The organism is Saccharopolyspora hattusasensis, from assembly GCF_050972075.1.
Classification (GTDB): Bacteria; Actinomycetota; Actinomycetes; order Mycobacteriales; family Pseudonocardiaceae; genus Saccharopolyspora; species Saccharopolyspora hattusasensis.
Genome location: NZ_JBPCDC010000001.1, coordinates 2643633 through 2668054, shown reverse-complemented (window position 1 = coordinate 2668054; position 24422 = coordinate 2643633). Strand labels below are relative to the sequence as shown.

Sequence of the window (24422 nt, the reverse complement as noted above, 5' to 3'; positions counted from 1 at the left end):
GGGTCGCGGAAACTCAGAGGCGCTGCCGGTTCGCGATGGTGGCTAAGCGGCTTCGCCGCTTGCGGCTGTGTTTAGCGGCTGTGGCCCGTGAGCGGTTTTGGGTGTTATAGCCCCGGAAAACGCTCACGGGGCTTCGGGGGCCCGGTTTGATGGGTAGGAACTACGTGTGAATGCGGTGTTGGTTGCCGGGACCACCTCGGATGCCGGAAAGAGCGTGGTCACCGCCGGGATCTGTCGTTGGCTGGCGCGCGGCGGCGCTCGGGTTGCGCCCTTCAAGGCGCAGAACATGTCCAACAACTCCGTGGTCACGCCCGACGGCGGCGAGATCGGGCGCGCGCAGGCCGTGCAGGCCGCTGCGTGCGGCGTCGAGCCTTCGGTGCGGTTCAACCCCGTGCTGCTCAAGCCAGGCAGCGACCGCAGTTCGCAGGTCGTCGTGCTCGGGCAGGTGTCCGGCGAGGTGACCGCGATGTCCTACCGGGCCCGCAAGGCCACCCTGCTGGACACCGTAGTGTCCACATTGGAGGATTTGCGCGCGGAGTACGACTACGTCGTATGCGAGGGCGCCGGATCACCGGCCGAGATCAACCTGCGGGCCAACGACATCGCCAACATGGGCCTCGCGCAGGCCGCCGGACTGCCCGTGCTGGTGGTCGGCGACATCGACCGCGGCGGCGTGTTCGCCCAGCTCTTCGGCACCCTCGCGCTGCTGGACCCGGCGGACCAGGCGCTGGTCGCCGGATTCCTGATCAACAAGTTCCGCGGCGATCCGGCCCTGCTGGAGCCGGGGCTGGACCAATTGCGCGCGCTGACCGGCCGCCCGGTGCACGGCGTGCTGCCGTGGGCCGAGGAGCTGTGGCTGGACGCCGAGGATTCGTTGTCCTACGTGGCCGATGGGGTGATCGGGCGCCCCGCGCCGCCGAAGGGCGGCCAGTGGCTGCGGGTCGCGGTGCCGAGGCTGCCGCGAATCTCCAACGCCACCGACGTGGAGGCGCTGGCCGCAGAACCGGGCGTCGCGGTCCGGTTCGTCACCGAACCTTCGCGACTGGCCGATGCGGACCTGGTCGTGCTGCCCGGATCCAAGTCGACGGTCGCCGACCTGGCCTGGTTGCGGAGCAGTGGGCTGGCCGAGGCGATCCGCGTGCACGCCCGCGCCGGACTGCCGGTGGTCGGGATCTGCGGCGGCTTCCAGATGCTGGCCCGCCGAATCGTCGACGAGGTCGAGTCCGGGGCCGGCGCGGTCGACGGACTCGGGCTGCTCGACCTGGAGATCGAGTTCGCGCCGCACAAGACGCTGGCCAGGCCGCGCGGCGAGGCCTTCGGCGAGCCTGTCGAGGGCTACGAGATCCACCATGGTGTCGCCGTGCGCCGCGGCGACCTGACGCCGCTGGTCACCCTGCCCGATGGACGGGCCGAAGGCGGTATCGCGGAACCCGTGCTGGGCACCCACTGGCACGGATTGTTCGAGAACAACGCGTTCCGGCGGGCCTTCCTGCGGTGGGCGGCGCGGCGCGCCGGGCGGGACGGTTTCGAACCGGCCGACGACACGGACTTCGCCGAGGTCCGCGCGGGGCAGCTGGATCTGCTGGGCGACCTGGTGGAAAAGCACCTGGACACCGATGCTCTGCGCCGGCTGCTCGACCACGGCGCGCCCGCCGGGCTCCCGGCGGTGGTCCACAGTTTCAATTGAAACTGTGGACCATGCGGGTAGCGGAACACGGCGTTCCCGGTCTCACCCCGCACTCGGTGTGACGCGGGTAACGTCGAGGAATGGCCGCCGAGTTCACCTGATCTCCAATCTGCGGATGCCCCGTCCTTCAGGGTGGGGAGGAGCAGATCTCGCGTGTCGGTCGCGTAGCGACCGCTGATAGTCTTGATTTCGGTAGGTGAGACCTACCACCCCCACGCAAGTGGGAGCACCCGAGCAAGTACGTGGGTACCGCTGGTCGAGTGGGAACCCGGACCACCCCGGTCCGAACGCCTGAGTGAGATCGTGTGAGACCGAACCGCCACGGTGGGGACGCTGCGGTCGTTGAAGCAGGAAACTCAGTCCGCGAGGACTGAATCTCCTTCCTTCAGGGAGGAGAGAAGTCAACGTTGATGAAGCCCGCGAGCGTTTTGGTGGAGCTGCTGGACCGCGCCGAGTCGGGGGAGGAGATCGTGATCACCCGCTTCGGCTCGCCGTCGGTGTGGCTGCAACCCGCGCGCACCCGTTCCACCACGGGCGGTTTCGCCGCCGGGGTGATCGCGGCGTCCTGGGTGGTGCCGACCGCTGGCGACGCGTTCGACGTCGGGACCGACTACTGGCCGGACTCGTCGGCCGGATAGCCGACGCGTTCGGCGTGGCGGCGATCAATCCAGCTTCTCCGCCGCGCTCTCCGAGCCGATCTGGCTCAGCAGTTCGTCGAGGAAGCCGCCCGCCTCCTCCGCGGCTCGGCGTGGGTCGCCGTCGCGCACCGCGGCCAGCAGTTCGGCGTGCGAGACCGCCTGGGCATCCCGGTTGAAGGCGGTCGCGACGCTGGATGCCACCGTCTCGCGGATCCCTTCGTAGAGCGAGATCAGCACCGGGTTGTGCGAGGCCGCGACCAGCAGCCGGTGGAACTCGGCATCGGTGGCGACGACCTCCGCGCTGTCCTGGCGCCGCACCGCCTCGTCCCGGCTGGTCAGGCAGGCCTTCAGCCCGGTCAGGTCCCCGTCGGTCCGCGCCCCGGCGGCCAGCCGCGCGCCCTCGACCTCAAGCGCGCGGCGGACCTCCAGGACCTGGCGCAGCTCGGGGCCGCACAGCTTGCGAACCGCCCCGGAGATCTCGTTGGTGGCGCGCACAAACGTCCCGTCGCCCTGCCGCACTTCCAGCAGCCCGGCGTGCGAGAGCGCGCGCACCGCCTCGCGGACGGTGTTGCGGCCGACGCCGAGTGCGCTCACGAGATCGGTCTCGGGTGGGATCTTCTCGCCGATCGGCCATTCCCCGGACGACACGAGCTCGCGGATCTGGGCGATGATCTGATCGACCAGGCCGGTCCGCTTGGTGGTGACCAAAGGCACTGATAGGTCCTTTCGTCCAAACATCCTACGTCTGACATACTAGGTCGCGATGTCTACGAAGTCACGACCCCATGTCCCCGAACACGTGGCTGACCAGGATGCCACCCGACTCGCCGCCCAGCACCACCCGGATGCCCTCGCCGTCGAGAACGAGGGTGCCGGCGAGGCGGTCTTCCCCAATCGGCACGCTGCCGTAGCCGGGGGAGGGCTGCTGCTGGCCGGTGTCGCGCTCGCGGCGGCGAACATGCGCCCGGCGGTCACCAGCCTGGCGTCGGTGCTCGGTGAGGTGCGTGACTCGCTCGGTGTTTCCAGCACGTGGGCGAGCGTCGTGACTTCGGTGCCCACGCTCTGCTTCGGGGTCGCGGGCATCGGCGCTCCGCTGCTGGCCAGGCGGATGGGCATCAACAAGGTCATCGGCGCGTCGCTGGCGGTGCTGACCGCCGCGATGCTGCTGCGGGTCGTCGACGGACCGTCGACGGTGCTGGGCGGCACCGTGCTGGTCTGCGCCGCGATCGCGATGTGCAACGTGCTGATCCCGGTGGTGGTCAAGGAGTCCTTCCCGACCCGCGTCGGGATGGCGACTGCGCTCTACACCACGGCGATGGCGGCGGGCGGCTCGACCGGTTCGGCGCTGACGCCGTACCTGAACTCGTCGACCGGCAGCTGGCGGTTGGCGCTGGCGACCTGGGCGGCCGTGGCGCTGGCCGCGCTGTGCGTGTGGGTGCCTGCGATGGCCCGGCGCTCCCCGACGCGTCAGGCTCCGGGCACCGCTTCGACGAGGCAGCGGCGTTCGCTGCTGCGCAGCCCGCTGGCATGGGTGATCACCGTCTACTTCGCATTGCAGTCGCTGGTCGCCTACGTCGTGATGGGCTGGATGCCCGAGGTGTTCAAGGGCGCCGGGATGGACAGCACGACCGCAGGCATGTTGCTCGGGTTATTGCTGCTTATCGGTGTGCCGATCAACATGATCCTGCCGCCGCTGGTGACCAAGACCCGCAGCCAGTCCTGGTGGGCCATCGGGCTCGCGGTGCTGACCCTCACCGGCCTGCTCGGACTGCTGCTGGCCCCGCTGGCCATGCCGGTGGTGTGGGCGCTCCTGATCGGCGTCGGCATGAGCGCGTTCCCGCTTGCGCTGGTCCTCATCTCGCTGCGCACCGCCAACGCCGCCGACACCGGGTCGTTGTCGGCGATGTCGCAGAGCATCGGCTATCTGATCTCGTCGTTCGGGCCGTTCCTGTTCGGCGTGCTGCACGACGTGACCGGCGGCTGGTCGGCTTCGTTGACGGCCATCGTGGTGATCGTCGCGGTGCAGGCGGTGTTCGGCGTAATAGCGGGACGTCCCCGCACCATCTGACGCTTCCGGCAGGGGGAGCGAACGGACCGTTCACCTCGCCTATTGAGGCGAACGGTCCGTTCGCATCAGTACAACGAGAATCCGCCAGGTGTTTGGAGAATCCGCAGGCCACCTGAGGTGGTGAGGTTGGCGTCAGGCAAGCGGCGAAGCCGCTTTCTCTTTACCCCACCCTCGCAACTTGCACCGCCGCGGGTTCTCAGACGTCTTTCTCGGGAGGACAGCCCCAGCGCTGTGTATTGGTCATACATGAGTCGGGGATCCCGGACCGAGAAGGCGTCTGAGGTTCCGCTACCCGCACCGCTACGCAAGGCGAGTCGCGCATTCTCCGAAGTCAGACGAGGCCGAGGCGGAGCATCGCGTCGGCGACGTTCGTGAAGCCCGCGATGTTCGCGCCCGCGACGTAGTTGCCGGACATGCCGTACTCCGCGGCGGTGGCGTAGCAGCGGGCGTGTACGTCCTTCATGATCTCCTCGAGCCGCTTCTCGGTGAACTCGAAGCTCCAGCTGTCGCGGGATGCGTTCTGCTGCATCTCCAGCGCGGAGGTGGCCACGCCGCCGGCGTTGGCCGCCTTGCCCGGGCCGAACGCCACGCCGGCCTCCTGGAAACTGCGCACCGCATCCGGCGTCGTGGGCATGTTCGCGCCTTCGCCAACGGCGATGCAGCCGTTGGCGATCAGGGTGGCCGCATCGTCCGCGGTGAGCTCGTTCTGGGTCGCCGACGGCATCGCCACGTCGCACGGCACTTCCCAGACGCTGCGCTGCGCAACGAACTTCGCGCCCGGCCGGCGCCCGGCGTACGCGCTGATGCGGCCCCGCTCGATCTCCTTGATCTGCTTGATCAGCCCGACGTCGATGCCCTTCTCGTCGACGACGTAGCCGGAGGAGTCCGAACAGGCCACCACGGTTCCGCCTAGCTGGTGCACCTTCTCCATCGTGTAGATGGCCACGTTGCCCGATCCGGAGACCACGACCTGCTTGCCGTCGAACGACTCGCCGCGGGCGGACAGCATCTCCTGCACGAAGAACGCGCAGCCGAAGCCGGTGGCCTCGGTGCGCACGCGGGCGCCGCCGAAGGACAGGTGCTTGCCGGTCAGCACCCCGGATTCGTAGCGGTTGGTGATCCGCTTGTACTGGCCGAACAGGTAGCCGATCTCTCGGCCGCCGACGCCGATGTCACCGGCGGGCACGTCGGTGTACTCGCCGATGTGCCGGTGCAGTTCGGTCATGAAGCTCTGGCAGAACCGCATGACCTCCCGGTCGGAGCGGCCCTTCGGATCGAAGTCCGCGCCGCCCTTGCCGCCGCCGATGGGCAACCCGGTGAGGGCGTTCTTGAAGATCTGCTCGAAGCCGAGGAACTTGACGATGCCCTGGTAGACCGACGGGTGGAATCGCAGGCCGCCCTTGTACGGGCCGAGCGCGCTGTTGAACTCCACCCGGAAGCCGCGGTTGATCTGCACCTCGCCGCAGTCGTCCTCCCACGGCACCCGGAAGACGATCTGCCGCTCCGGCTCGCAGATCCGCTCGATGATCTTCTGCTCGGCGTACTCGGGGTGCTTGTCGATGACCGGACCGATGCTCTCCAGCACTTCTCGGACTGCCTGGTGGAACTCGTCTTCGCCGCGGTTGCGCTGGACCACGTTCTCGTAGACCGGTTCGAGGCGTTCGTGAAGCACAGTCAAACTCCTTTGTCCGTTGAGCGTTCCGGGCTGTCGCACGCCGTTTCACCGGGCAGCGGCGGGGTTTTCGGGCAGCCCCAATCCACCCAAATTGCCCAACTGACTGGAATTACTCAAGATGACGCATAACACATCTGCTGCCTGGTCCTGGGCGGCAGATGCCCGCGGGGTCACTTCAGCGGCAGGTTGAGCAGGGCGTTCTCGATCAGCTCCGGCATGCCCGGGTGGATCCAGTACTGGCCGCGGGCCATCATCCGGGCGTCCAGGCCGAACTGCATCGCCTGGATCAGCGGCTGCAGCAGCGTCGGAGCCTGCGGGCCGATGATGTGGGCGCCGAGGAGCTGACCGGTCTCCGGATCGGCGAGGAGCTTGGCGAAGCCGGTGGTGTCCTCCATCGCCCAGCCGTAGGCAATGCCCGCGTAGTCCTGGATCGAAGTCACGTAGTCGACTCCGCGCCGCTGTGCCTCCTGCTCGGTTAGGCCGACCGAGGCGATCTGCGGGGCGGAGAACACCGCGTGCGGCACGAACCGGTGGTCGGACTCGATCGGCTGGTCGGGGCGCAGCAGGTTGTGCTGGACGACGCGCATCTCGTGGTTGGCGACGTGCTTGAGCTCGTGGTCGGAGCTGATGTCGCCCAGCGCCCAAACGCCGTCCACCGAGGTCAGCTGGGTCGCGTCGGCCTTGACCTTGCCGTCGGCGGTGAGTTCGAGGCCGCCCGCGGCCGCCTCCAGCAGGTCGGCGTTGGGTACCCGGCCCACCGCGATGAGCAGCGCCTCGGCATCCACGACCTCGGTGCCCTCCGGGCCTTCCAGGTGCAGACGGACGAGGTTGCCGTCGCGTTCGACCGCGATCTCCTTGCGGTTCAGCCGCAGCTCCCAGCGCTGGGCTGCGAGCTCGGTGAACCTCGCGGAGATGTCGGTGTCTTCCGAGCGCAGCACCCGGCCGGACCGGCCGATCATGGTCACCTCGACGCCCAGCGCGGAGAACACGTGCGCGAACTCCGCGCCGACGAACCCGGTGCCCATGATGATCATCCGGGCGGGCAGCTCATCGAGCCTCATCACGGTGTCGCTGGTGTAGTAGTCGACCTGGTCCAGGCCCGGGATGTCCGGGATCGCCGGACGGCCACCGGCGGCCACCACGAAGCGGTCCGCGATGATCGTCTCCGGGCCCGCGGCGGTGTCCACGGTCAGCTGCTTGACGCCGGTGAACCGGGCGATGCCCTCGTAGAGGGTGACGTTCGGGTTGTCCTCGGCGCGGTAGCGGCGGCCACCGGCGGAGATCTCGTCGATGCGGCCGAAGATCCGGTCCCGGATGTCGCGCCACCGTACGTCGCGCAGTTCGAGGTCGACGCCGAGCTTCGCGCCGCCGGCCGGGGCGCTGGCCACGTCGGCGGTGTGCACGAACATCTTCGTCGGGATGCAGCCGACGTTGAGGCAGGTGCCGCCGTAGGCGTCGTTGGGGCCGACACCCTTCTCGACCATCGCGACGTCCCAGTCGGCGAACCGGTCGTCGAGGATCGAGTTTCCGGAGCCGGAGCCGATGATGACTAGATCGAAGTGCCGCACTGGTCCATCCTGCCTCAAATCGAGCGCGCCGAGTACGGCGCACCTTGGCTTCGTCGGGCGTCGATCATCTGCAACCCGGCAGCGAGCCCGGTGATTCCGCGGTGATCTCGGGTGCTGGTCACACCCCAGGCGTGCGCGATGCACCACAACACGCCGAGCACAGCACTCGGTTCCCCGAACGAGCCCTCGACCACGCCTTGCGCCACGGCCAGTCCGCCGATGCCGACCGCCCAACGGCACAGCACGGCCGCCGGCGCGGGGCGCCCGTCGGGCGCTCTGGCGCGCAGCATCACCGCGTGCTGGCCGAGCGAGCTGCCGTGTCCGATCAGCATCGCGACCAGTAACAACGCGGCCGGTGCGAGCCACAGCGCGGCGGCCTCCCACCACCGCGTCGGGGCGGTTCGGGTCAGCCGGAGCGCGATGTCCACTGCCCGGGCGCAGGCCACGCCGAGGAGCCACAGCACTAGTGCGTCGCAACACATGCCCAGCAGTCGCCGGGCGGCGGTGATCGGGCGAGGTTCCGCCGCTGGCCGTCCGCTGGTGCCGGTCGGCAGGCGCCGCCGGAGTGGCGCGAGCAAACCGCCGAGTAGCGCGCCGGTGGTGTTCGCGAGGATGTCGTCCACGTCGAAAACCCGGTACGGGCAGGGAAAGGCGAACCAGAACCCGGTCAGTTGGGTCAACTCGACGAGCACCGAGGTCACCAATCCGGCCAGCGCCGCAGTCGGCCAACCGCCCCGCACTAGCGCACCCAGCGGGACGAAGAGTGCGATGTTGGACGCGAACTGCCCCAGCATTGAGGGGTTGGTCAGCCCGGCGAGCGGCCGCCACTGCGGCGCGAAGCAGGCCGCATCGGTCGGCAACGGCAGGAACACGTAGGAAACCAGCCCGAACGCGTAGAGCAGCACGGCGAAGCGCTGCACGGCGACGCCCACGCGCAGCTCGCCGTGCCTCCGGTGCTCGCTGGCGACGAAGGGCGCGAACAGCAGCGCGGCCACCCCGGCGGCGACCAGCGCGGCGAACGAACCTGGCAGCACGCTCATCCCGATCTCCTGACGTCCGAGAACCTCCCTGTTCTTAAAGAGGAGCGAGGGGCCGTTTCAGATACATCTCGATCGGGCGATCTTGGTGCGCGAAAGAGCCGCGCCGCTCCGGGAAGGCCCGGAGCGGCGCGGCTCGCGAAAGGGTGTTGCCGTTGCCGGCTTGTGCCGTCAGCGCTGGTAGGTGGGGGTGATGACGGCGCGCGCGACGGTGTGGAAGGCCAGGTTGAAGCTGACTACCGCAGGGCTGGCGTTCTCATCCACGCCGAGCTTCTCGGTGTCCACCGCGTGGACCACGAAGTAGTAGCGGTGCGGCCGGTCGCCGGGCGGCGGGGCGGCGCCGCCGAAGGCGCGTTCGCCGAGGTCGTTGGCGACGTGGAAGGACCCGGCCGGGATGCCCTGCCCGTTGCGGTTGCCCGCGTCGGTGGCCAGCTCTGTCACGTCGGCCGGCACGTCCACCAGCACCCAGTGCCAGAAGCCGCCCGGGATCGGCGCGTCGGGGTCGAAGCAGGTCACCACGAAGCTCTTGGTGGTCTCCGGAAAACCGGTCCAGCGCAGGTGTGGCGAGTAGTTCTGGCCGTCGGCGCCCATGCCGTCGTAGGCGTGGGCCTGCGTCATCGGCTGACCGTCGGTCACGTCGTCGGAGGTGACGGTGAACGCCGGAACCGAGGGCAGCAGCGAGTACGGGTCCGGATCGATCGGGCGCTCCAAGCTCATTCGAGCAGCCTCCCTTTCATCGGGGTGTGCGGGATCACCGGATTCTCAGCCTAGAGGCCTGCCGTTCGCCACCACGGCAGCGCACGTCGCAGCAACCTTGTTGCGAGGAATGCAACGGGGATGTGCATTTCGCAGCGATGAATGGTTAAGCTGTCCGGCGACGAGTGCCGTGGGATCGAGGAGGCGAACGTGGCGGAGCCGAGCAGCACCCCCGAGGTGCTGTGCCTGGGGGAGACGATGTCGCTGGTCGCCCCGGCTGCCCCGGTGCCCCTGGAGCAGGCCGCGACGTTCACCCTCTCCGCAGGTGGCGCGGAGTCCAATGTGGCCATCCACCTCGCCGCGCTGGGGCACCGCGTCGGCTGGGCCAGCAGGGTCGGGGACGACCCGCTCGGGCGCCGCATGGTCGCGGCCATCGCCGCCGCCGGGGTCGACACCGGCCTGGTCGAGGTGTGCCCGGACGCGCTGACCGGCGTCTACTTCAAGGACCCCGGTCCGTCCGGCACCAAGGTGCACTACTACCGGGCGGGCTCTGCGGCGTCCACAATGGACGAAAATTTCCTCGGCGACGAGCAGCTCGACGCGCCCCGGCTGCTGCACATCAGCGGCATCACCCCCGCGCTCTCCGCCAGCTGCGACCGGCTCGTCCGGCGACTGCTGACCCGCGAACGCCGCGCCCGGATCACCTTCGACGTCAACTACCGCCCCTCGCTGTGGCCGGTCGAGCAGGCCGGACCGCGGCTGCGCGAACTTGCCCAGCTCGCCGACGTGGTGTTCGTCGGCCTGGACGAGGCGACCACCCTCTGGGGCGTCGAAACCCCCGAGGAAGTGCGGAAACTCCTGGACCAGCCGAGCGTCGTCGTGGTCAAGGACGGCGCCGGCGCGGCCTACGCCCTGGGCGCCGAGACGGTGATCGTGCCCGCCCCGAAGGTCCAGGTGGTCGAGCCGGTGGGCGCCGGGGACGCGTTCGCCGCCGGATACCTCTCCGGCATGCTGCGCGGCGAAAACGGCGTCCGCTGCCTGCGGCTCGGGCACATCCTGGCCGCGCAAAGCCTGCTCAGCACCGAAGACCACATGGCACCGCCGGATCGCAGCGCGGTCGCCGAATGGTCGGGCTACGACGAGCAGCAGTGGTGCAGCCTCAGCTTCGGCGGCGGTGTTGCATCCGGGAAAGGGGAGTGATCGTGGGCTTCTTCGACGAGCTCTTCGCCGGTCCGGTCATGGCGATCCTGCGCGGAATGGACCCGCAGGGGACCGTCGAACTGGCCGAACGGGCGTGGGACCTCGGCATCGAGGTGGTCGAGGTGCCGATCGAGACGCAGCGCGCCGAGCCGTCGCTGCACGCGGCCGTGCAGGCGGGCGTGCTGCGGGGTCGGCCGGTGGGGGCCGGGACCGTGGTGAGCACGGAGCAGGTGCACACGGCCAAGGAACTGGGCGCGGCGTTCACCGTGGCGCCGGGGCTGGACCCCGAGGTGGTGCGGCTGAGCGCGGAACTCGGCGTGCCGCACCTGCCCGGCGTGGCCACGCCCAGCGAGATCCAGCAAGCCCACCGGCTCGGGCTGTCGTGGGTCAAGGCGTTCCCGGCCGCCGAACTGGGCGCCGGTTGGTTCAAGGCGATGCACGGGCCGTTCCCCGGCCTGCAAATAGTGGCCACCGGCGGGATGAACGCGCGCAACGCGCCGGAGTTTCTCGCGGCGGGGGCCGCCGTGGTGGCGGTCGGTTCGGCGTTGGAGGATGCCGAGCAGCTGCCCGAGTTGGCGAAGTTGGCCGAGACCTCGTGAGTGATCGTTCCGGTTCTTACCGGAACGATCACTCACGACCAGATCCGAGCCGAGATGGAGAAGTCGTGCAGGTCCACATTGGTCCAATCGCCCCGCCGGAGTTGACGGCGGCCGTCGTGGCGGCCGGTGCCGAGATCAGCCCGGCCGCGGAGGCCACCGCGCTGGTCTGGTATGGCGAAGGCCCCGAGCGGTTCGCCGAGTTCGACCACCCCGGCCTGGAATGGGTGCAGCTCCCATCGGCCGGTATCGAAGCGTGGGCCGCCGCCGACGCGCTGCGCGACGGGATCACCTTCACCTCCGCGGCGGGCACCTACGCCCAGACCGTCGCCGAGCACACGCTCGGATTGATGCTCGTCGGAGCGCGGCGGCTGCACGTGATGGCACGAGCGGAGAACTGGGCGCGACCGACGGGCATGCTCAGCCTCTTCGGCGCCACGGTCGGGATCATCGGCGCCGGGGGCATCGGCCGGGTGCTGATCGATTTGCTGCAGCCCTTCGGCGTCCGGGTGCTGGCGGTGAACCGGTCCGGGAAGCCGGTCGCCGGGGCGGCCTGGACCTGGCCGGCCGACGACGAAGCCGGGATGGACCGGCTGCTCGCGGAGTCGGACTTCGTCGTGGTCGCCGCGCCCGCGACGGCCGAGACGGCGAAGCTGATCGACGCCGACGCGCTGTCCCGGATGAAGGCCGGCGCGTGGCTGATCAACGTCGCCCGCGGATCGCTGGTCGACACCGAAGCGCTGGTCGAGGCGCTGGACGCGGAGCGCATCGGCGGCGCGGCGCTGGACGTGACGGACCCGGAGCCGCTGCCGGACGGGCACCCGCTGTTCCAGCACCCGCGCGCGATCATCTCGCCGCACTCGGCGAACCCGAAGTCCTTGCTGGTCCCGGCGCTGGCGCGGCGGGTGGAGGACAACGTCCGCCGCCGCCTCGCGGGCCAACCGCTCCTCGGCGTCATCGACCGCACCGCGGGCTACTGACCCCGCACCGGGGATGTGGACAACTTCCGCAAGTTCCATTGAAATCGCACCTTCGATTTCAATGGAACTTGTAGTGGTTCGGCGTGTCGGGATCCGACACGCCGGATATTGTGGACAACTTCCGCAATTTCAATGGAAATCAGAGCTCTGATTTCCATTGAAATTGCTGTCTTGGCAGGTGTCTTGGCAGGTGTCTTGGCAGGTGCGTGAGGGCCGTTAGGATGGCGGCTAGTAAAACGGCGGTGCCGCGGAGGAACCCGGTGCGAATCCGGGGTGGTCGCGCCACTGTGACCGGGGAGCAGCCCCACGTGCCACCGCCCGCGGGCGGGAAGGCGGGGACCTGCGGCGATCCGGGAGCCAGGACACTCCGGCCGCCGTGACCCCACCGGGGCGCGCACCCCGAGAGAGGACGACCGTGAGCGAGCCTGCCCGCGAAACTACCCGTGTCCTGCTTCTGTCCACTGCGGACACCGACCTGCTGGCCGCCCGAGCCGCGGACGCCGGCTACCGGGTCGCCAACCCTGCCCGCGTCACCCCCGAAGAAGTCCCGGAGCTGCTCGCCGGCGTGGATGTCGTGGTGGTCCGCCTGCTGGGCGGTCGCCGGGCCTGGGAGGGCCTCGACGCGGTCCTCGCCTCCGGCGTCCCCACCGTCGCGCTCGGCGGCGAGGCCACCCCGGACGCCGAGCTGATGGCACTGTCCACCGTGCCCGCCGGGGTGACCACGCAGGCGCTGGCCTACCTCGTCGAAGGCGGGCCGAACAACCTCGCCCAGCTGGCCCAGTTCCTCTCCGACACGGTGCTGCTGACCGGAGAGGGCTTCGCCGCGCCGGAGAAGACGCCCGAGTTCGGCCGCCACGGCTCCCGGCCGCACGACCCGGCGCGGCCCACGGTGGGCATCGTCTTCTACCGGGCCCACGCCTTGGCGGGCAACACCGGTTTCGTGGATTCCCTGGCCGAGCAGGTGGAAAACGCCGGTGCCAACGCCGTGCCGGTGTTCTGCGGCTCGCTGCGCGGGCTGTCGGACGCGGCAGGCTTGCGCGAACTGCTCGAAGGCTGCGACGCCCTGGTCGCGACGGTGCTCGCCGCCGGCGGTGCCGTCGCGGCGGACGCGAGCGCGGGTGGCGACGAGGACTCCTGGGACGCAGGCGCGCTCGCCGAGCTCGACATCCCGGTCCTGCAGGGCCTGTGCCTGACCACCAGTCGCGCGGTGTGGGCGGAAAGCGACGCGGCGCTCTCGCCGATGGACGCGGCGATGCAGGTCGCGGTGCCCGAGTTCGACGGTCGGCTGATCAGCGTCCCGTTTTCCTTCAAGGAAAGCGGCGAGGACGGCATCCCGGTCTACGTCGCCGATCCGGAGCGCGCTCGCCGCGTCGCGGGAACGGCGGTGTCGCTGGCCCGGTTGCGCCACGTCGGCAACGAGGACAAGCGGGTCGGCGTGGTCCTGTCGTCCTACCCGACGAAGCATTCCCGCGTCGGCAACGCCGTCGGCCTGGACACCCCAGCATCGGCCGTCGTGCTGCTGCGCGCGTTGGAGGCCGCGGGCTACGACCTCGGCGGGCTGGACGTGTCCGGTCTGGACGGTGACAGCCTCATCCACCGGCTGATCGCCGCGGGCGGGCACGACGTCGAGTGGCTGACCGAGGACCAGATGTCCGAGGCGGCGATCTTGGTGCCCGCCACTCGCTACCGCGAGTGGTTCGACGCGCTGCCGGAGTCGTTGCGGGCGTCCATGACGGAGCACTGGGGCGCCCCGCCCGGCAGCTTGTACGTCGACGACGAGGGCTCGATCTACGTCGCGGCGCTGCGCTTCGGCAACGTGGTGCTGATGATCCAGCCGCCGCGCGGCTTCGGGGAGAACCCGATCGCGATCTACCACGACCCGGATCTGCCGCCGTCGCACCAGTACCTGGCCGCTTACCGGTGGCTGGCCGAGGAGTTCGGCGCGCACGCGGTGATCCACCTGGGCAAGCACGGAACCCTGGAATGGCTGCCGGGCAAGGGCCTGGGACTGGCGGCGGACTGCGCGCCGGACGCGGTGCTGGGCGAGCTGCCGCTGATCTACCCGTTCATCGTCAACGACCCGGGCGAGGGCACCCAGGCCAAGCGCCGCGGGCACGCCGTCGTCGTCGACCACATGATCCCGCCGATGGCCCGGGCGGACAGCTACGGCGACATCGCCAAGCTGGAGCAGCTGCTGGACGAGTACGCGCTGGTCGCAGACTTGGACCCGGAGAAGAAACCCACGCTGCGCAACCAGATCTGGGAGCTGGTCACCGCCGCGGAGCTGCACCGCGACCTGCACCAGGAGGACCAGCCCGACGCGGAGTCCTTCGACGACTTCGTGATGCACATCGACGGGTACCTGTGCGAGATCAAGGACGTGCAGATCCGCGACGGCCTGCACATCCTGGGCCGAGCGCCGCTGGGCGAGGAGCTGGTCAACGACGTCCTCGCGATCCTCCGCGCCCGCCAGGTGTTCGGCGGCAAGGTCGGCGCGCTGCCCGGGCTGCGCTCCGCGCTGGCCGTCCACTTCGGACTCGACGAGCAGGTGCTGCTGACCGAACCGGGTGCCGGGGCCGACGTGCCGAGCGCGCTGACGCAGCTGGTCGAAGGGCCTTCGGTATCGGCGTCGGACGCCGTGGACCTGCTGGAATCCTTGGCGCGCAAGCTGATCGTCGCGCTGGCCGAGGCGGGCTGGCAGGCCGCGGCGGCCGAGGAGGTCGTCGCCGGGGTTGTCGCCGCGCCGCTGGACTCGGTCGCGCAGGTGCTGCGCTTCGCCTGCACGGAGGTCGCGCCGCGGCTGGCGCGCACCACCGAGGAGGTCGAGCACGTTCTGCACGCGCTGGGCGGCGGCTTCGTCCCGGCCGGTCCGTCCGGATCGCCGACGCGCGGGCTGATCTCGGTGCTGCCCACCGGTCGCAACTTCTACTCCGTGGACCCGAAGGCCATCCCGTCCCGCAACGCCTTCGACGTCGGCTCCGCACTGGCCGATTCGCTGCTGGCGCGCCACCGCGAGGACACCGGTGAGTACCCGCGTTCGGTCGGGCTGACCGTGTGGGGCACCTCCGCGATGCGCACCCAGGGCGACGACCTCGGCGAAATCCTGTGGTTGCTGGGCTGCCGCCCGGTGTGGGACGACGCCTCGCGCCGGGTGACCGGCTTCGACGTGGTTCCGGTCGCGGAGCTGGGCCGGCCGCGCATCGACGTGGTGGTCCGCATCTCCGGCTTCTTCCGCGATGCCTTCCCGCACGTGGTGGCGCTGCTCGACGACGCGGTGCAGACGGTGGCCAAGCTCGACGAACCGGACGAGGACAACTACGTCGCCGCGCACTACCGCGCCGACCTTGCCGACCACGGCGACGACCGGCGCGCCTCGACGCGTATCTTCGGCTCCAAGCCGGGCGCCTACGGCGCGGGTCTGCTGCCGCTGATCGATGCCCGCAATTGGCGCAGCGACGCCGACCTCGCCGAGGTCTACGCGACTTGGGGCGGCTACGCCTACGGGCGCGGCCTGGACGGACGCGAGGCGCGCACCGACATGGAATCGGCGTTCCGCCGCATCCAGGTCGCGGCGAAGAACGTCGACACCCGCGAGCACGACATCGCCGACTCCGACGACTACTTCCAGTACCACGGCGGCATGGTGGCCATGGTGCGCGCGCTGTCCGGGCAGAACCCGGCCGCCTACGTCGGCGACTCGGCGGTGCCGCACGCGGTCAAGACGCGGACGCTGGGCGAGGAGACCAAGCGGGTCTTCCGGGCCCGCGTGGTCAACCCGAAGTGGATTTCGGCCATGCAGCGGCACGGCTACAAGGGCGCTTTCGAGCTCGCGGCCACAGTGGACTACTTGTTCGGCTTCGACGCGACCGCCGGTGTGGTCGACGACTGGATGTACACCAAGCTCGCCGAGTCGTACGTGTTCGACGAACAGGTGCAGCAGTTCCTGCGGCAGTCCAACCCGTGGGCGTTGCGCGGCATGACCGAACGCCTGTTGGAGGCGGCCGAGCGCGGCCTGTGGGCCGAGCCGGACGCGTCGGTGCTCGACGACCTCCGCGCGGTCTACCTGGAGCTGGAGGGGCAGTTGGAGGACTGAGCTCTCGGCAAGCGTGGAATTACTCTTTCCAGACAAGGGAATTGGCCATGTGGCCAAAGTCCTATTTGGACAGTCGTGTTAGTCCGTCCGGGTGGTAATAGTGCGCTTTTTCCACTCGATCGGGTTGCCCTGGCTAGCTCAGGTGTATCCAACAGCGGGTTCTGATCCTCTTTCTCATGGACACTCTTGGACGAGCCGGAGGCGGCAGGTCGAACGACGGCGTGCCGGATGGCTCCGGGGGAGGAGGCAACGGTGATGACAGACACGAAGCGCCGGATGTGGTCGATTGCCGGGCTGCTGGCGGCGGCGACCCTGTCGTCGGGCTTGCTGACAACGACGGCCAACGCGGCGGGTGGGGACACGTCGGAGGCCAAAGCACCGCCCATCGTGGGCGGCCAACCCGCCAAAATCGCCGAACACCCTTGGGTGGTGTACCTGACCGACCTGCAGGGCAACCAGTTCTGCGGCGGCACGGTCGCCAAGGCCAACAAGATCGTGACCGCCGCGCACTGCGTCTCGGGGGAGAAGCCGGAGTCGGTCCAGGTCGTCGCCGGGCGGGAGGACAAGAAGACCACCGAGGGCACGGTCGCCAAGGTGACCGGCATCTGGGTGCACCCGGGCTTCCAGAACGCCAACAGCGGCGCGGACGTCGCGGTGCTGACCCTGGACCAGGAGCTGCCGCAGCAACCGCTCGCGCTGGCCGGCAGGGAGGACGGCTCGCTCTACGAAGCTGGGAGGATGTCCTCGGCGCTCGGCTGGGGCGCCACCGCCGAAGGTGGCCAGGCGTCGCAGACCCTGCAGAAGGCCGAAGTGCCGCTGGTCAGCGACCAGGAATGCCAGAAGGCGTACCCGCAGTACAAGTCCGACGCGATGATCTGCGCCGGTTTCCCGCAGGGCGGCGTGGACAGCTGCCAGGGTGACTCCGGTGGGCCGCTGGTGGTCGACAACAAGCTGGTCGGGATCGTCTCGACGGGTAACGGCTGCGCCCGGCCCAACGCGCCCGGCATCTACACCCGGGTGTCGGCGTACCACGACGACGTCCAAGCACAACTGGGTTCCTGAGGCGGATCGACGCGGCCGGGGCGCACCTGTAGCGCCCCGGCCGCGTCATGTCGCGGTCAGGTCCTGCCGTGATGACATCAGCTTCGACGTCGACCGTGGCCGCTGGTATCTCGACGCCTCCTGGTCCACACCGACCATTGTGCTCCCCACACCGAGTGAGATCACCACTGGTGGGGGACGCCTGCCGAGCGTGGATCTCAGGCGCCGATCACCTCGCGGCCATCGTCGTGGACTCCTGCGGCAACCCGGCCGGACGCCCGCACACGATCCCTTTCGGCCTCACCGGACCACCCGGCAGGCGTGATGGCCGGTAGCGTGCCGCGATCACCAGGACGCCACCGACAATGGCCACTCACTCTAGGAACGGTAGCGCTGGAAGGTCTCGCACCGTCCACTTTGGTCAGTCCACCGTGGTGTTTTGGTCGATCGCCTACCTGGGCTTCGGCACGCCGCTCGCGGTCAGCCCATCCCGGCGAGCGCGAGCAGCCCGGCCCGGCGGCCGGCCGTCAGCGAGGTGCGAAGCAGCAGGAAGACGTCAACGCCCGGGGTGAGGATGACGACCGCGCTGGCCAGCAAGAACGCGGGCAACGGGGTCAGGTCCGCAAGCACGGCATCCTCCTTCGCGACAGCGCGCAGCACTGATCACTTGATCGTGTGGAATCGATCACCTGGTCGGGCACAGTTCACGGACCCGGCGCGAGGCGTGCTCCGGGTCCGTGGTGGTTGGGGAAGGATGAGTGGCTGTCATCATCGACTCTCTCCGAAAAATTTCCCATCATAATCCATATCAACGAAATATTTTCCCGAAAACGTGTGAGTTGCGCCTCGTGAAGTTTCCGTATCGGAGTGACTACGGTGTGCCGTCGGCAAGATCCGCGACAGCTGGAGGCACGACGTGGGGTGTGGCAGTGAGCGCAGGACCGGAACGGCGCGCAAGGGGGCGCTGCTGCGGCTCGTGGTCACCGGCGCGGTGACGGCCCTGGCCGGACTTCACCCGGTGGCGGCCAGCGCGGCGGAGCAACCCGAGGCGCGCGTGCTCGGCGGCTCGGAAACCAGCACGGACGACGCCCCCTGGGCCGTGGCGGTGACCGACGACTACGGCCGCCAGTTCTGCGGCGGCACCCTGGTGAGCCCGATCAAGGTCATCACGGCGGCGCACTGCACGGTGGACCCGGCGACCGGCACCAGGCGCGCTCCGGAGGGACTGCGCGCGATCGCGGGACGCACCGATCTGCGCACGGAGCGCGGCGTGGTCGGGGAGATCCAGAGCATCTGGGTCCACCCCGGTTTCAAGGACTACACCCGCGGCGACGACGTCGCGGTGCTGACCCTGCGCGCCCCGATGCCGCAACGCCCGCTGAACGTCGTGGGCCCGGGTGAAGCCGCGCCGTACCAGCCGGGGGCGGTGGCGCGGGTTTACGGCTGGGGCCGCACCAGCGAATCCGGTCCGCCGTCGAACACCCTGCGCTCGGTTGACGTCCCGGTCACCACCGATGAAACCTGCCGGACCGCGTACCCGAACTACGACGCCCGGAGCATGTTCTGCGCCGGAGTCCCGGAAGGTGGCACGGACGCCTGCGCCGGGGACTCGGGCGGCCCGATCGTGGCGGACAACCGCCTGATCGGAGTGGTCTCCTACGGCACCGGCTGCGGCCGCCCCAACACCCCCGGGGTGTACACCCGGCTGAGCAGCTACGCCGCGGAGCTGTCGGCGGAGCTGTGACCGAAGCGAAATGGGTCGTAGTCCGTGTCTCCGAAAACCTGCAATTCGACGTTGTCGGAAACTTTGAAAGCTGGATCTGGTCCGTTGTCGATTAGGCGAATGTCCTGGAGTTCGCGACCGATAAGGCTCTTGGAGTGGGATTTCAACGCGGCCTGGTTCGGTCGTTGAAATCCAAGACGGCTCTCCGGAGGGCTCCTGCGACGATCGCATCCTCCGCCGAATCCAGGCCGAGGCCCTCCCGGTGTACGTGCAAGGATTTCGATTCGCTCTGGTTGGAGAGAAAATCATTGAAGGTGGTCATGGGGACGGCGAACATCGTGTAGAAGCGGTCTTCCAGCTGGCTCGGGTCTGCAACCTCGTCCCCCGGAGGAAATGGCGGGGTTGTGACGATTAGAGCCGGGAGTCCGTCGTTCCGGTTGTTTGGGAGAACTTGTGATACTCCGGGCTTCGGGGTTCCGCCGTACCGATCGTGTGCCAGGTAGAACTTGATCAAAATGGCATCGCAGCCGATCGCCGTGTCCTTGACTGCGCCCGTGCGGAACTCGATATTTGTGATATCGCCGAGTGTTGCTCTGAACCGGCTGGCTTTTTCGTCGGTTGTGGTAGCGAAAATCAAAAGCATGCTGTCTCGTTCCTAGATGGACGCGTGTGGAAGAACGCGAGGTCTGCTTAACTTGTCCAGCAGTTCGCTTGGCAGTGCCACGCCTGGAAGTCCGCCCTTGACGTCCGAGATATAAGGAAGGACGCTCTCGTCCGGAATCAAATCTCTCTGAATTGATGTTCGTACGATAGTATACGCGCCTTCATCGGGCCAGTTTCGGTACGCCTCCCTCGCGTAGGCTGCCGCGTCCTCGGCGCTTTGTGAGAAGTACTTGCTCTCGATGCCCTGAGGGTTCGAGAAGGCGCGGTTATCGAGGATGTCCTTCAACTCGTCTTCTTTTACCGCACGATAAAGCTCGACGTGGTCATCTTTGCAGGACCAAAGGCCGAACGGGTCCACCCAGGTGTACGGATTGTGCACGTAGCTGTGGGTCTGAAATCCGCCTTGCAACCCGAGCGGGTCGGCACTGCTGTAGCGGCCGGTCGCCGGGTCGTAGTGGCGAAAGTAGTTGTAGTTGAGGCCGGTTTCCTGGTCGTGGTACTGGCCGGGGAAGCGCAGCGGGGTGTAGGCGCCCGTGCGGCTTTGGTCCGTTGTGTTGCCCCACAGGGTTGTTCGGTGGAACCAGGCGATGCCGCCTTGGTCGTTGATGAGTTCCGTGGGGGAGCCGACGAGGTCCGTGACGATGGAATAGAACTGCTCGTCCACCCACTGCTGCGGGGCGTGGCGCAGCGGTGATCGTTCGGTTTGGGTGATCGGCCGGAAGGAACCGGGTTCGTAGTTCCAGACCGTGACGCGACGGTCGCCGAGTTGGGGACCGTTCGGCACGCCGTCGGTGTGCGCCTGTTCGGCGACTACCGAGCCGTCCCAGATGAACTCGGTCTGCTCGACAACTCGCGTGCCGTCGGGGGTCAGGCGTTGCTTGGCGACGCGGCGGCCGAGGGGGTCGTAGCGGTATCGCCAGCGGGAGCCGTCCGGGGTGAGGACTTCGACCAACCGGTCGTCGGCGTCCCAGAAATACCGCCAGGTCTCGGGTTTCTGGGACAGGCGCTTGCGCTGGCGGAGCACGACCCGGCCCTGTGCGTCGTGTTCGTAGCGGACGTTTCCCGTGCGGCGCACGAGGGTTCCGCTGTACTCCCGCTCGCCTAGCGCTTCGGCATCAGGCGAGCCTTGCGGAACCGGCCAAGAGGCGTTCGCGATGTTGCCCGCCGAGTCGTAGGCGTAGCGTTCGGTCCAGCCCGCGCCCTGGACGACGGTCACCCGGCCCGCCTGGTCGAGTTCGAACGTGCGCGGGCCGGTGAGCTGGTCGTCGATTCCGGTCAGATAGCCGTCCGCGCGGTAGGTGTACGTCCGGTGCTGGATGGACCGGCCGCCAGGTCCGTTGAGTTCCTGCGAGAGCAGTTGGTGGTTGGCGTCCCATGCCTGGGACAGGACGGTGTTCGGGCCCAGGACCCGTTGGATCTCGTGGCCTGCCGCGTCGTAGCCAAAGCGGAGGGTGCGGCCGGAGATGTGCAGCGCAGTGGGGCGGCTGTTCGCGTCGTACTCCCAGATGCTTTCCGCGCCTGATGGCGTGCGGCGGTGGGTTCGCCTGCCCAGTGCGTCGTAGGCCGAGGCGACCGTTCGGCCATTGATCGTTTCGGCTTGTACTCGTCCGAGCGGGTCTCGGTGGAAGGCGACCCGGGTGTCGGGGTTCAACGCTTCGACGAGCCGCCCCAGCTCGTCGTAGGTGTACGTCGTCGTCATCGAGCCGTTCCGGCGCTCGATGACGTTGCCCAGCGCGTCGCGTGCGAAGTAGGTGACCTCACCTGCGCCGTTGGTGCGTTGGAGGAGTTGGCCGGCCGCGTCGTGCCGGTAGGTGATCATCCGGCCGTTGAAGTCGGTCTCGCGGACCAGGTTTCCGGCCGGGTCGTAGTCGTAGCGCCAGACCAGCCCCTGCTCGTTGGTGACGCCGACCAGGCGCAGTTCGGTGTCGTAGGCGAATTCGAGGCGGGTTCCGTCCGGCTTGACCTCGGCCGACGGCAGGTCGAAGTGGGTGACCTCGGTGTGCGTCTCCTGCCCCCGGGCGTCCACGTGGGTGCGGAGGTTTCCCTCGCCGTCGTAGATCCACCGCTCGGTGGCCCCGTCCGGCAACGTGCGCCACGCAGGTTTCCCGTCGACGGTCCAGCCGAACCGGGTGGTTCCGCCCAGCGGGTCGGTGATGGCCATCACCCGCCCGAAGGCGTCGCGCTCGTATCGCACAGTGCTGCCCAACGGATCGGTCACCGACGCCGGCAGCCCGGCGGAATCTGTTTCGACCAACCGGGTGCTTCCGAGCGCGTCGGTCACGGCTGTTAGGCGGCCGTGCTCGTTGTAGCTGTAGTGCGTGACCGCGCCTAGCGGGTCGACGACGCTGGTCAGGTTGCCGCGTTCGTCGTACTCGCGGCGGGAGATCGAGCCGTCCGGGGTGATGACGATGATCGGTAGGCGGAGGTCGTTGTATTCGAAGCGGGTTTGGCCGCCGTCCGGGCGAGTGACCGCGACGAGGTTCTCGGCGTCGTCGTACGTGTATCGGACCGTGCGGCCGAGTGGATCCGTTCGGGACAGGAGTCTGTCGTAGGCGTCCCATTCGGACACCGTTTCGCCGCCCAGCGGGTCGATTTCTCGAACCACCTGGCGCTTTTCGTTGAGGTGGAACGTCTTGACGTGGCCGAGGGAGTTGGTGAGGCGGGTGACCCCGTCCTCGTAATCGAACGTTCCCGTCAGGAAGCCGCCGGAGCCTTCCGTGCCGACGCAGCGGCCCTGGTGGTCGTAGGTGTAGCGGTACCAGTGGCCGTTGCGGTCGGTCCAGCTGGTGATCCGGCCCGCGTGGTCGTAGTCGAACTTCAGCGGTAGGCCCGAGGCGTTGACCACTCCGGTCAGGCGCTGGTCGGTGTACTCGTACCGCATCAGCAGGAGGTCTTCGCCGTTGTCGGCTTCCCGCAGGTAGAGCGCCGTGATCAGGTCGTTCTCGGATTCGACGCGGATGCGGTAGCCGCCGGTGTGGCGGATCTCCACCGGGGTTCCGTTCGCGTCGTGGTCGAACTCGATCCGGTTGCCGTTGCGGTCGGTGATGCTGGTCAGCGGCAGGACCCGGTTTCCCGGTGCGAAGTGCAGGCACCGACCGGACTCGATCTCGGTGAGCGTATAGCCGTCGTCCTCGTGGCGGGTGAGCGTATTGCGGGAGCCCTCGAACTGGACGGTCGCGCCCACCGCGGGATCCGAGCCGAACAGGAGCTTTCCGTCCTCGGACGCGTACGACACGCCCGCGCTGCCGATCTCGAGACGCTGGTCCAGGGTGGACGTCCAGGACGGGCCGAAGTGCAGGCCCACCCGGTACGACGACAGATGCGTCCGCTTCAGCACTAACGGGAGCGCCGCCGCGATCTCCACATCGGTCTGCGGGAGGATCATCTCGCCGCTGGCGACGTCGATCGGGTCGTTCTCGCACTTCCGGTCGGTCGCGTCGCGGTTCGGGGTCTCCGGGTCGTCGGTCTTGTTCTGGAGGTTGCCGTCTTCGCTCTTGGAATTGGGGTTGTCCGGCGTGGAGCTGTCCGGGGTTGACGACGTGCCGTCCGAGGTCGTGCTCGACGGGGACGTGTCGGGGGAGTCGGGGGTGGTGTCCGGGGCGTCTGGTTTGGGGGACGGCGCGTCCACGCTGGACGGCTTGGTGCTCGCTGGGCCGTCGGCCTTGCGGAGGCCTTTGAGGGCGTCCTTGATGCCTTCCCAGATCTCGTCGAGCTTCTTCAGCAGCGGTTGCAGCTTGTTCAGGGACCGGGTCAGCTTCAGGAGGACGTCGGAGATCTTGCTGACCCACTTGGCGATCATCCCGGCCGCTTCGGCCACCACCGCCGGGGTGCCGACGCCGAGGGTGCCGCCGATTTCCGCTATCCAGCGGGGGATTTTGGTGATCAGCGCCGCCACGCACTCCGCGACCAGGTCGCGCACCAGCTCGCGGACGACGCCGACCAGCACGCCGACGATCTCGACGACCGTGCTGATGGTGTTCGCCGCGCCGCCCGCCGCTTTGATCTGCTCGGCTTGCTTCGTGGTGGCGTTCTTGTAGGCGTCGGCCGCCGCACCGGTCCAGGTGCCGGTGATGTTGTTGACCTCGTTGGTGAAATCGGCCGCGACCTGCTCCACCGATTTCGCGACGTTGCCCCAGGTCTGGGCGTAGGCGGAGATCTGGTCCGGGTCGCCGGCCAGCCAGTCCAGGGCGTCCGACAGCGGCTTGACGTGCTCCATCAGCCAGGACACCGCGTACGAGACCAGCGTGCCGACCGGGTCCATGACCATCGACAGCGCTTCCAGCCCCATGCCGGCCGCGCCGAGCGCGATCTCCGACCAGGAACCCGATTCGATGCCGGACTGGAGGTCGCCGACGGACTCGAGGATGCCGATGCCGCTGACCCCGGTGGTCGAATCCTGCCGCGGCGCGACCAGCGGGTTGCCGGCCATTACACCTCCCAGCCGGAGAAGCTGTCGGCGTTCGCCTCGTCACCGGACTCGTAGGTCTGCGCGGTGTCCTTGACGTTGCCGGCCTGGTCGGTCATGGATTCCGACGCGGTGGACAGGGCGTCGACCCCGGGCTGCGAGACCGCCTGCACGATCGGCACGAAGAACGAGCAGATCACCCCGTAGGCCTCGGAGCCCATCGTGACCTGGTTGGCCGCGTCCAACGCGGTCTGCAGTTGGTCGGAGAGCGCGTCGAGCTTGCTGGCGTGCGACCGGAGCTCCTCCGGAGACACGCCGAATGCGTCCGTCATCGTCAACCCCCAGCCGACGC

Annotated in this window: 18 protein-coding genes and 1 riboswitch; of the genes, 9 read left to right on the top strand and 9 right to left on the bottom strand. The window is 68.6% G+C overall.

Annotated elements, in window-relative coordinates:
• Positions 1 to 166 precede the first annotated feature (166 nt).
• Together ACRXBZ_RS11775 and ACRXBZ_RS11770 are read left to right on the top strand one after the other, a co-directional pair.
• On the top strand, positions 167 to 1687 hold the full coding sequence (locus ACRXBZ_RS11775) for a cobyric acid synthase (RefSeq protein ID WP_433879156.1): 1521 nt from the start codon (positions 167 to 169) through the stop codon (positions 1685 to 1687).
• A gap of 410 nt (positions 1688 to 2097) precedes the next feature.
• Positions 2098 to 2325 (top strand): type II toxin-antitoxin system Phd/YefM family antitoxin, encoded by a 228-nt coding sequence (locus ACRXBZ_RS11770; protein ID WP_433879155.1) that lies wholly within the window; start codon positions 2098 to 2100, stop codon positions 2323 to 2325.
• Positions 2326 to 2349: 24 nt separating this feature from the next.
• Here the strand turns inward: ACRXBZ_RS11770 and ACRXBZ_RS11765 are convergent, their stop codons facing one another.
• On the bottom strand, positions 2350 to 3039 hold the full coding sequence (locus ACRXBZ_RS11765; protein ID WP_433879154.1) for a FadR/GntR family transcriptional regulator: 690 nt from the start codon (positions 3037 to 3039) through the stop codon (positions 2350 to 2352).
• Positions 3040 to 3124: 85 nt separating this feature from the next.
• Here ACRXBZ_RS11765 and ACRXBZ_RS11760 point away from each other — a divergent pair, with 85 nt between their 5' ends.
• Positions 3125 to 4393: a CynX/NimT family MFS transporter gene (locus tag ACRXBZ_RS11760; protein WP_433879153.1), complete on the top strand. Its 1269-nt coding sequence runs from the start codon at positions 3125 to 3127 to the stop codon at positions 4391 to 4393.
• Between the two features lie 331 nt (positions 4394 to 4724).
• Here ACRXBZ_RS11760 and gdhA read toward each other — a convergent pair whose 3' ends face one another.
• The 4 genes from gdhA to ACRXBZ_RS11740 form a co-directional block, all read right to left on the bottom strand.
• On the bottom strand, positions 4725 to 6065 hold the full coding sequence (gene gdhA / locus ACRXBZ_RS11755; RefSeq protein ID WP_433879152.1) for an NADP-specific glutamate dehydrogenase: 1341 nt from the start codon (positions 6063 to 6065) through the stop codon (positions 4725 to 4727).
• Between the two features lie 173 nt (positions 6066 to 6238).
• Complete coding sequence (locus tag ACRXBZ_RS11750) at positions 6239 to 7636, bottom strand: mycothione reductase (protein ID WP_433879151.1); 1398 nt, start codon at positions 7634 to 7636, stop codon at positions 6239 to 6241.
• Positions 7637 to 7650: 14 nt separating this feature from the next.
• Positions 7651 to 8676, bottom strand: a complete 1026-nt coding sequence (locus tag ACRXBZ_RS11745) for a VanZ family protein (protein WP_433879150.1) — start codon at positions 8674 to 8676, stop codon at positions 7651 to 7653.
• A 168-nt stretch (positions 8677 to 8844) separates the two neighbouring features.
• Positions 8845 to 9390: a YbhB/YbcL family Raf kinase inhibitor-like protein gene (locus ACRXBZ_RS11740; protein WP_433879149.1), complete on the bottom strand. Its 546-nt coding sequence runs from the start codon at positions 9388 to 9390 to the stop codon at positions 8845 to 8847.
• Between the two features lie 189 nt (positions 9391 to 9579).
• Between ACRXBZ_RS11740 and ACRXBZ_RS11735 the strand changes: the two genes are divergently transcribed.
• The 5 genes from ACRXBZ_RS11735 (at position 9580) to ACRXBZ_RS11715 (ending at position 17300) form a co-directional block, all read left to right on the top strand.
• Positions 9580 to 10569: a sugar kinase gene (locus tag ACRXBZ_RS11735; RefSeq protein ID WP_433879148.1), complete on the top strand. Its 990-nt coding sequence runs from the start codon at positions 9580 to 9582 to the stop codon at positions 10567 to 10569.
• Positions 10570 to 10571: 2 nt separating this feature from the next.
• Positions 10572 to 11168: a bifunctional 4-hydroxy-2-oxoglutarate aldolase/2-dehydro-3-deoxy-phosphogluconate aldolase gene (locus ACRXBZ_RS11730; RefSeq protein WP_433879147.1), complete on the top strand. Its 597-nt coding sequence runs from the start codon at positions 10572 to 10574 to the stop codon at positions 11166 to 11168.
• A gap of 65 nt (positions 11169 to 11233) precedes the next feature.
• The gene (locus tag ACRXBZ_RS11725) at positions 11234 to 12145 is read left to right on the top strand and encodes a D-isomer specific 2-hydroxyacid dehydrogenase family protein (RefSeq protein ID WP_433879146.1); all 912 of its coding nucleotides are present in this window, start codon (positions 11234 to 11236) and stop codon (positions 12143 to 12145) included.
• Positions 12146 to 12396: 251 nt separating this feature from the next.
• A riboswitch (cobalamin riboswitch) is annotated at positions 12397 to 12512 on the top strand.
• A 48-nt stretch (positions 12513 to 12560) separates the two neighbouring features.
• Positions 12561 to 16238: a cobaltochelatase subunit CobN gene (cobN, locus tag ACRXBZ_RS11720; RefSeq protein WP_433879145.1), complete on the top strand. Its 3678-nt coding sequence runs from the start codon at positions 12561 to 12563 to the stop codon at positions 16236 to 16238.
• Positions 16239 to 16493: 255 nt separating this feature from the next.
• Complete coding sequence (locus tag ACRXBZ_RS11715; RefSeq protein ID WP_433879144.1) at positions 16494 to 17300, top strand: S1 family peptidase; 807 nt, start codon at positions 16494 to 16496, stop codon at positions 17298 to 17300.
• Between the two features lie 459 nt (positions 17301 to 17759).
• On the opposite strand, the gene ACRXBZ_RS11710 is transcribed toward ACRXBZ_RS11715, so the two are convergent.
• Positions 17760 to 17909, bottom strand: a complete 150-nt coding sequence (locus tag ACRXBZ_RS11710) for a hypothetical protein (protein WP_246868799.1) — start codon at positions 17907 to 17909, stop codon at positions 17760 to 17762.
• 286 nt (positions 17910 to 18195) lie between these two features.
• Between ACRXBZ_RS11710 and ACRXBZ_RS11705 the strand changes: the two genes are divergently transcribed.
• Positions 18196 to 19023 carry a S1 family peptidase gene (locus ACRXBZ_RS11705; protein WP_168584901.1) on the top strand — a complete coding sequence of 276 codons (828 nt, stop codon included), beginning with the start codon at positions 18196 to 18198 and terminating at the stop codon, positions 19021 to 19023.
• 142 nt (positions 19024 to 19165) lie between these two features.
• On the opposite strand, the gene ACRXBZ_RS11700 is transcribed toward ACRXBZ_RS11705, so the two are convergent.
• From ACRXBZ_RS11700 to ACRXBZ_RS11690, 3 genes are read right to left on the bottom strand one after another with little or no spacing between them, the layout of a single operon-like run.
• Positions 19166 to 19645 carry a hypothetical protein gene (locus tag ACRXBZ_RS11700; RefSeq protein ID WP_433879143.1) on the bottom strand — a complete coding sequence of 160 codons (480 nt, stop codon included), beginning with the start codon at positions 19643 to 19645 and terminating at the stop codon, positions 19166 to 19168.
• A 12-nt stretch (positions 19646 to 19657) separates the two neighbouring features.
• Positions 19658 to 24094: an RHS repeat-associated core domain-containing protein gene (locus tag ACRXBZ_RS11695; RefSeq protein WP_433879142.1), complete on the bottom strand. Its 4437-nt coding sequence runs from the start codon at positions 24092 to 24094 to the stop codon at positions 19658 to 19660.
• The gene (locus ACRXBZ_RS11690) at positions 24094 to 24402 is read right to left on the bottom strand and encodes a type VII secretion target (protein WP_433879141.1); all 309 of its coding nucleotides are present in this window, start codon (positions 24400 to 24402) and stop codon (positions 24094 to 24096) included. The genes ACRXBZ_RS11695 and ACRXBZ_RS11690 overlap by 1 nt, the downstream gene beginning before the upstream one ends.
• Positions 24403 to 24422: the final 20 nt, after the last annotated feature.

Excerpts from the sequence above, each read along its gene's own strand:
- ACRXBZ_RS11770 (WP_433879155.1), top strand. The coding sequence starts at position 2,098 with ATGAAGCCCGCGAGCGTTTTGGTGGAGCTGCTGGACCGCGCCGAGTCG.
- ACRXBZ_RS11745 (WP_433879150.1), bottom strand. The coding sequence starts at position 8,676 with ATGAGCGTGCTGCCAGGTTCGTTCGCCGCGCTGGTCGCCGCCGGGGTG.
- ACRXBZ_RS11740 (WP_433879149.1), bottom strand. The coding sequence starts at position 9,390 with ATGAGCTTGGAGCGCCCGATCGATCCGGACCCGTACTCGCTGCTGCCC.
- ACRXBZ_RS11715 (WP_433879144.1), top strand. The coding sequence starts at position 16,494 with ATGACAGACACGAAGCGCCGGATGTGGTCGATTGCCGGGCTGCTGGCG.
- ACRXBZ_RS11700 (WP_433879143.1), bottom strand. The coding sequence starts at position 19,645 with ATGCTTTTGATTTTCGCTACCACAACCGACGAAAAAGCCAGCCGGTTC.
- ACRXBZ_RS11695 (WP_433879142.1), bottom strand. The coding sequence starts at position 24,094 with ATGGCCGGCAACCCGCTGGTCGCGCCGCGGCAGGATTCGACCACCGGG.
- ACRXBZ_RS11690 (WP_433879141.1), bottom strand. The coding sequence starts at position 24,402 with ATGACGGACGCATTCGGCGTGTCTCCGGAGGAGCTCCGGTCGCACGCC.